Below are 4,482 nucleotides of genomic sequence, written 5' to 3'. Positions count from 1 at the left end.
CAACCAGCAGGCGCAGCGGGTCACCATCCTGCTGAACAAGCCGATCGGCTACGTCTCGGGCCAGGCCGAAGACGGCTACGAGCCGGCCAGTGTGCTGGTGACCGCATCCACCCACTGGCCGGACGACCCGCACAAGCGCCCGTTCCACCCCGGCCACGCCCGCCACCTGGCCCCGGCCGGCCGGCTGGACATCGATTCGACCGGCTTGCTGGTGCTGACGCAGGACGGCCGCATCGCCAAGCACCTGATCGGCGAAGACTCCGATGTCGAAAAAGAGTACCTGGTGCGCGTGGAATACCAGGGCGAAGGCACGTTTCCTGAGGCCGACCTGCACCGCCTGCAGCACGGCCTGATGCTGGACGACAAGCAGCTCAAGCCCGCCAAGGTCAGCTGGGCCAACGAAGACCAGCTGCGCTTCGTGCTGCGCGAGGGCCGCAAGCGCCAGATCCGCCSCATGTGCGAGCTGGTCGGCCTGAAGGTCGTCGGCCTGAAGCGCGTGCGCATCGGCAGCGTCGTGCTGGGCAAGCTGCCGGTCGGGCAGTGGCGTTACCTCGGGCCGCACGAAAGGTTCTGACCCCGGGTGCGTCAGACCCGACTTCTTCTCGAAAAGGCCGCGGCCGGGCCGCTGCCGGACTGGGACACCCTGGCGCCCAGCTTCCGCCTGGGGCAGTTCGGGAAAGGCGCCGATGTTTTTGCCGAGGGCGAGTGGCAACCGTTTGTCTATGTGGTGCGCCGCGGCATGGTCAAGCTCAGCTACTTCAATGGGCTGGGCGACGAGTGGATCAAGTCTTTCATCGGCGACGGCGATTTCTTTGCTTGCCCCAATGTGCTGCTTTCCGGTGGCAAGACCGATTACTCGGCCGTTGCACTCGAAGACAGCGAGATCGAGCAGGTCGACTACGCCAGCCTGCGTCGCCTGATGGAACACCACCCGGCATGGCAGCGCGCCGTGCTGCAGCTGCTGGAGTGGCACATCGTGCGCAAGGAGCAGCGGGAGCGTGAATTGCTCACCATGCGTCCCGAGGAACGCTATCAGTCTTTCCTGAAAACGTTCCCTGCGCTGGCGCCGCGCATTCAGGTGCGCGACATAGCGCATTACTTGGGCGTCACGCCTGAAGCATTGAGCCGGATCCGGAAACGCCTGCGGGCTTGATCTTGATCAAGAACGGGCCCGCCCGATTGATCCTGATCATTTGATGGCCAGAGGTACGGCGGCGAAGCTGATGGCAGCTCTCCACCGATGCATTGCAGGTGGAGTCCAGCGGACCTTCCGTACTCCTCACTTGAATGGCCACCTCAATGAAAAACCCTGCTCAAACCACCCCACGCGCCCAGATCAATGCCTATCTGCTGGGCGGCGGCATCGGCTCGATGGCGGCCGCCGCCTTCATGGTCCGCGACGCCCAGGTGCCCGGCGCCAACATCACCATCTTCGAGGCCGCCCCGGTGATGGGCGGCAGCCTGGACGGTGCGGGCGACGCCGAGCGTGGCTATTCGCTGCGCGGCGGGCGCATGCTCACGACCGACAACTACGAGTGCACCTGGGACCTGTTCAAGTCCATCCCTTCGCTGGAACACGCCGGCCGAAGCGTGTTCGACGAGACCCTGGCCTTCAATGAAAAGCACAAGGCCCATTCAATGGCCCGCCTGGTCAATCGCCAGCGGGCCAAGGTGCCGGTGGCATCGATGGGCTTCTCGATGCACGACCGACTGGAACTGCTCAAGCTCAGCAACGCCAGCGAAGAAGAGCTGGGCACCTCGGCCATCACCGACTGGCTCTCGCCGTCGTTCTTCGAGACCGAGTTCTGGTTCATGTGGGCCACCACCTTTGCCTTCCAGCCCTGGCACAGTGCGGTCGAATTCAAGCGCTACCTGCACCGGTTCATGCTCGAGTTCTCGCGCATCGAGACGCTGGGCGGCGTCAAGCGCACCGTCTACAACCAGTACGACTCACTGGTGCGGCCCTTGCAAGCCTGGTTGCAGGCCCAGGGCGTCCGGTTCGTGATGGGCGCCAAGGTCACCGATCTGGAACATCAGGAACAAGACGGCCAGTTCGTCGTGACGGCCATCCAGTACCAACGTGAGGGTGCGGYCGAGCGCGTCGAGGTCGCCGCGAGCGACCTGGTGTTCTTCCAGAACGGCTCGATGACCGACGCCTCCAGCCTCGGCTCGATGCACAGCGCACCGGCCCAGCTCAACAAACAAGACAGCGGCGGCTGGACGCTGTGGGAAAAGCTGGCCGAGGGCCGGCCCGATTTCGGCAATCCGGCCGCCTTCAACAGCAGCATTGCCGAGTCGATGTGGGAGTCTTTCACCGTCACGCTCAAGGACAGCGCGTTCTTCGACAAGATGAAGGCGTTCAGCGGCAACGAGCCCGGCACCGGCGGGCTGGTGACCTTCAAGGACTCGAACTGGCTGATGTCCATCGTGCTGGCCCATCAGCCGCACTTTGCCGATCAGCCGGCCGACGTCCAGGTGTTCTGGGGCTATGCGCTGTTCCCGGACCGCGTCGGCAATTTCGTCGCGAAGCCGATGGACGATTGCAGCGGCGAAGAAATCCTGCACGAACTCTGCGGCCACCTGCGTTTCGATCTGGAYACTGTCGCGAGGGCCAACTGCATCCCCTGCCGCATGCCCTACATCACCAGCATGTTCATGCCACGCGCGCTGAGCGACCGCCCCTTGCCGGTGCCGAAGACTTCCACGAACCTGGCCTTCGTCAGCCAATTCGTCGAGATTGCCGACGATGTGGTCTTCACCGTCGAATACTCGGTGCGGGCCGCGCAGATGGCTGTCTACGAACTGCTGGCGGTCGACCGCGAGGTGCCCGCCATCATCCGGCACGACCAGTCAGTGAAAACACAGTTCGAGGCGCTGGTGAAGGCCTTGAAGTAAGGCGGCCACGGACCCCGCCGCCATCACGGCCGCGGGGCCTGCAAGGCTCAAACCCCGAGCAGTTCCACCTCGAACACCAGCGTCGCRTTCGGCGGRATCACRCCRCCRGCGCCRCGTGCGCCRTAGCCCAGSTSSGMCGGGATCGTCAGCACGCGCGTGCCGCCGACCTGCATGCCCTGCACGCCTTCGTCCCAACCGCGGATCACCTGCCCGGCGCCGAGCGCGAACTCGAAGGGTTCGCCGCGGTCCTTGCTCGAGTCGAACTTGCGGCCGCGGCCATCGGCTGCTTTCGGGTCGTGCAGCCAGCCGGTGTAGTGCACGGTGACCGTCTGGCCGGCCTTGGCGGTGTCGCCGCTACCGGTGACGCGATCGTCGATCTGCAGGCCGCTGGGGGTGCTCATGGGGGATCCTTTCCTGTTCGATGGCGCCGCGGCCTTTCCCGCGGCGAAGGCGGGGATCATGCCACCTCAGGACGGCCACACGGCCTGGTGTGAGACATGAGCAGCCAGCGACGAGACCCAACAGCACCTCGGTGGCAGTTGCGGCTGCCTCGGCTGGTGCTGCCCCGTCTTAATGCGAAGCCTGCGCCGCGTGGGCGCGCTTGGAGTAGTCGCTGTAGGCCGGCAACGCGATCGCGGCCACGATGCCGACGACGAAGATCACCGGCATCACTGTGCCGAGGATCTTCACGCCAAGCGAGTTGGGCGGCGGCGGCGGGCCGTATTGGTTGGCGTGCGGCGTGCCGCGGCCGAATACCCAGATGAAGCCCCAGATCACGCCCAGCACCGGGATGAACATCAGCAGCACCTGCCAGCCCGAGCGGTCGAGGTCGTGCGCGCGCTGGATGGCCCAGAAGATCCACAGCACGCCCATCGGGATGAACAGCAGGCTCACCATCGCCAGGCCGGCGCCGCTGGCGCTCGACCCGAGCAGTATGGGCAGCAAGCCCATCAGCACCCCGAACAGAAGGTAGGCGCCCGTGAACCAAGCGACATAGCGCAGCCGGCCGATACGGCCGCGCGCGCTCCATAGGTTCAGTGTCCCCACCCCTTCGCTGTCGGGGTGCGCGTCGGCCACCGCAGCGTTCGGCGCGGCGTACGGATTGCTTGAAGTCGTCACTCTGTCCTCCTCCTTGGTCGGCGACCCGCGCACGCTACACGCGCCGGGCGGCCCTGCGAACAGGGGAAGCACGCAAAGCGTCTCTCGACCACCGGCGAATGCAGGCGTAGTGCACGGCCCGGGCCGCCGTTCGGCACAGGCGTTCGCGTGTTACCCCAGCGCCGGCACCGCGTTGAACACCCCCGCCGGGTCATACCGCTGCTTGATCTCCCGCAGCTGCACCAGGTTGCCCCCGAAATACGCCTCGGCGGGGTTCTCCAGCAGGCCGTCCAGGTAGTTCACGTAGGCCAGGCCCGTGCTCCACGCCTGCATCGTCGTGCGCATGCCGTGGGTCCAGGCGGCGGCCTCGTCCAGCGTGGCGGCGTCGGTGCCCGGCGCGTACTCCGCCACGTATTGCGCGCTGAACAGCGCAGCGCGATGCGGGAAGGCCGTGGCGTCGCGCGCCACGCGGCCTGCGGCGCCGCCCAT

6 protein-coding genes are annotated in these 4,482 nt (G+C 66.0%); 3 read left to right on the top strand and 3 right to left on the bottom strand.

Translation table 11 applies throughout. From position 1 onward, the window contains the following. The 3 genes from AC1DYI_RS27505 to AC1DYI_RS27495 form a co-directional block, all read left to right on the top strand. On the top strand, positions 1-574 hold a 574-nt coding region (locus AC1DYI_RS27505; RefSeq protein WP_477207304.1), incomplete at its 5' end, for a pseudouridine synthase. Between the two features lie 6 nt (positions 575-580). Further along, positions 581-1,153 carry a Crp/Fnr family transcriptional regulator gene (locus AC1DYI_RS27500; protein ID WP_477207303.1) on the top strand — a complete coding sequence of 191 codons (573 nt, stop codon included), beginning with the start codon at positions 581-583 and terminating at the stop codon, positions 1,151-1,153. A gap of 146 nt (positions 1,154-1,299) precedes the next feature. Further along, on the top strand, positions 1,300-2,895 hold the full coding sequence (locus AC1DYI_RS27495; protein ID WP_477207302.1) for an oleate hydratase: 1,596 nt from the start codon (positions 1,300-1,302) through the stop codon (positions 2,893-2,895). A 47-nt stretch (positions 2,896-2,942) separates the two neighbouring features. Here AC1DYI_RS27495 and AC1DYI_RS27490 read toward each other — a convergent pair whose 3' ends face one another. From AC1DYI_RS27490 to AC1DYI_RS27480, 3 genes are all read right to left on the bottom strand, one after another. Further along, positions 2,943-3,296, bottom strand: coding sequence for an FKBP-type peptidyl-prolyl cis-trans isomerase (locus AC1DYI_RS27490; RefSeq protein WP_477207301.1), 354 nt, complete (start codon positions 3,294-3,296; stop codon positions 2,943-2,945). Positions 3,297-3,465: 169 nt separating this feature from the next. Beyond that, positions 3,466-4,014, bottom strand: a complete 549-nt coding sequence (locus AC1DYI_RS27485) for a DUF805 domain-containing protein (RefSeq protein ID WP_477207300.1) — start codon at positions 4,012-4,014, stop codon at positions 3,466-3,468. Positions 4,015-4,164: 150 nt separating this feature from the next. Next, a partial coding sequence (locus AC1DYI_RS27480) for a BBE domain-containing protein (protein WP_477207299.1) occupies positions 4,165-4,482 on the bottom strand: 318 nt, incomplete at its 5' end.

It is taken from the genome of Ideonella sp. P3_A4, assembly GCF_056403075.1.
This window is presented reverse-complemented; position numbering and strand designations above follow the sequence as displayed.